The organism is Vibrio profundi, assembly GCF_043642225.1.
Classification (GTDB): Bacteria; Pseudomonadota; Gammaproteobacteria; order Enterobacterales; family Vibrionaceae; genus Vibrio; species Vibrio profundi_A.
Genome location: NZ_JBHZSF010000035.1, coordinates 1 through 2,303 on the forward strand (window position 1 = coordinate 1; position 2,303 = coordinate 2,303).

The 2,303-nt window shown below is 44.4% G+C and carries 2 protein-coding genes; both read right to left on the bottom strand.

Annotated elements, in window-relative coordinates; genetic code table 11:
* Nucleotides 1-267: 267 nt before the first annotated feature.
* Complete coding sequence (locus tag ACHUFI_RS22300; protein ID WP_394253184.1) at nucleotides 268-1,359, bottom strand: IS91 family transposase; 1,092 nt, start codon at nucleotides 1,357-1,359, stop codon at nucleotides 268-270.
* Nucleotides 1,356-2,213 (bottom strand): tyrosine-type recombinase/integrase, encoded by an 858-nt coding sequence (locus ACHUFI_RS22305; RefSeq protein ID WP_017097399.1) that lies wholly within the window; start codon nucleotides 2,211-2,213, stop codon nucleotides 1,356-1,358. The genes ACHUFI_RS22300 and ACHUFI_RS22305 overlap by 4 nt, the downstream gene beginning before the upstream one ends.
* Nucleotides 2,214-2,303 lie beyond the last annotated feature (90 nt).

Here is a 2,303-nt window from a genome sequence, read left to right on the forward strand (position 1 = left end):
TAACGCTTAAGTATTTATCCGTTGTCGTAGCACAATGGATAAATACCTGTTGGACTTGGCCGCTTCTATCTATGGAATTTGCTTTTTAGGACTGACTTACGTTCCACTATTATCATTAAGACCGGTACCCCGTCAGCCGTCCATTTTCCACTTCTAGCCGCCAATTTGTCTACAGCGACTATACCCGTTGCATAATCTTTTTAAAAGCGAACAACGCCCCTCTCTCGCCATAACACAACGATAATTTTATTCATTATAATCAGACAACTAGGTCAGTCGGTGCTCTGAAACGACTATCCTAGGTCTAATATTGATGCACACGAGTACCATGCTGTTGCTATGGCAGTTCGGACAACAAGGTTTCTCTTTCAGCACTTCCGATTTCTCTGCGGGTCGCTCTCGTAAGCTATGCCTAATTTCCGCTATCGCTTTTACCCGTACAGCATTAGCTAAAAAGCCATAGTAGCGTATTCGCATTAGCCCTTTAGGCAACACATGTAAAAGTAAGCGTCGAAGTAACTCGCCCGCATTACAACACATTCTTTGCGTCCCATTGGTTCGATAGTCTTTGTAACTCATCGTGATACGGCCATCCACGTTATAACTTAATTGGTTTGGATTTAACCCGATACGATTGCAATACCGAGATAGATAACCCACTACCGCTGTGGGCTCGTGGAGTACAGGTTTACTGTACACAACCCATCTCTTACTAGCGGCTTCCTCTAATAAATTACTGTGCGTCGCTATCAACTCGCTTACTCGACATAACATCTCTTTCTTAAAGCGAACGGATAAGGCTTTAACCGGAAGCAGGTAACTCTCTTTTCTTGTCGGTTGCCATTGCCGATCTTTTGTAAGCACCCCACTCGGTAGCAGGCAATGAATATGAGTATGTTGACTCAGATTTCTTCCCCAAGTGTGAAGAACCATCAATGCACCAAGTTGACCAACAAGATGATGCCGCTTATTAGCAAACGCGCATAACGTTGCCCACACTGAGTGAAACAAGCATTGATAAACCACCTTAGAATGTGCTTTAACCAAAGCATTGAACTCGTGAGGTAAGGTAAAAACCATATGATGATAGGCCACAGGTAAAATATCTTGGCTTCGCTTTGTTAGCCATTGCTGTCTCATCTGCTCTTGGCAATTGGGGCAATGACGGTCTCGACAAGAGCAGTACCAACGCGTTTCATGACCACATTGCTGACAACGCCAGTCGTAGCTGCCCATACGCTCTGTTCGGCAGTCTCTTAAATGGTTAAGCACTTGCCACTGTCTCGGTGTGACTTTGCTTTTATCAAGATCTTCTAAGCCTTGTGTTAATACGGCTTGGTAAGGAGATAATTCGTTCATTCGCTCTCCTCCCATAGTTGAGCAACTAAGTCGAACTTACTTCCGTCCGAGCTTTCGTTGTGATGACCTATCCAATGGGTGTACCTCAATGTCGTTTTGATATTCGAATGTCCGAGGTAACGCTGAAGAACATTCAAAGGCATGCCCGATTCAAGCTGATGAGTCGCATAAGCGTGCCTCAAGGCGTGTATTCCTCCTAATTTTCTGACGTTTGCCTCAACTTTTGCTGCTTTGAAGCATTTCTGCAGAGAGCTAATACCCAATGGCTTTTCGGGCTCTAGGCTGGGAAACAGCACTACGGTGGGATGATAATGACACCAGTAATTTCGAAGATGATTCAGTTGGCTATCACCCAGTGGAACAAAGCGATCTTTTTTGCCTTTACCACAATGAATGTGCAGTCGTTTCGCCGTACCATCAATGTCTTTCACGTACAAGCCGACGACCTCACTGACACGTAGGCCACATCCATAACACATTTCAAGTGCGGTCTGATATTTAAGACTTCGACAATGACTAATGATACTTCTTACTTCCTCGCGATTAAGCAGCTCCGGTATTTTACTGGCGCGTTTAATCGGGGGAACCAGTCGCTCTTCAAATTCTCTATTCAAAACGGCACGATAAAAGAACAAGATGGCATTCAAAGCTTGAGCACAAGTACTACTACTTAAGCTCCGCTCTGTGGTGAGCGTACGTAAATACGCACTAATCTGTTGATCAGTGAGTAAATCGGGGGACAGATCGTAAGTAGTAGATAGATCTTTAACCCAACGTAAATAGCTTGCATGGGTTTTCGGAGAAAAACGGCGAACCGCCATTTCATCGATAAGTTGTTGTCTTAATAGGGTCATGATGTATTCCTTAATCTATGGATACATCATAAGTTTGGTCTATCGGGTAAGTGAGAGGAAAGCCCTCCGCGAAGCGGCTTAGTTCAACAG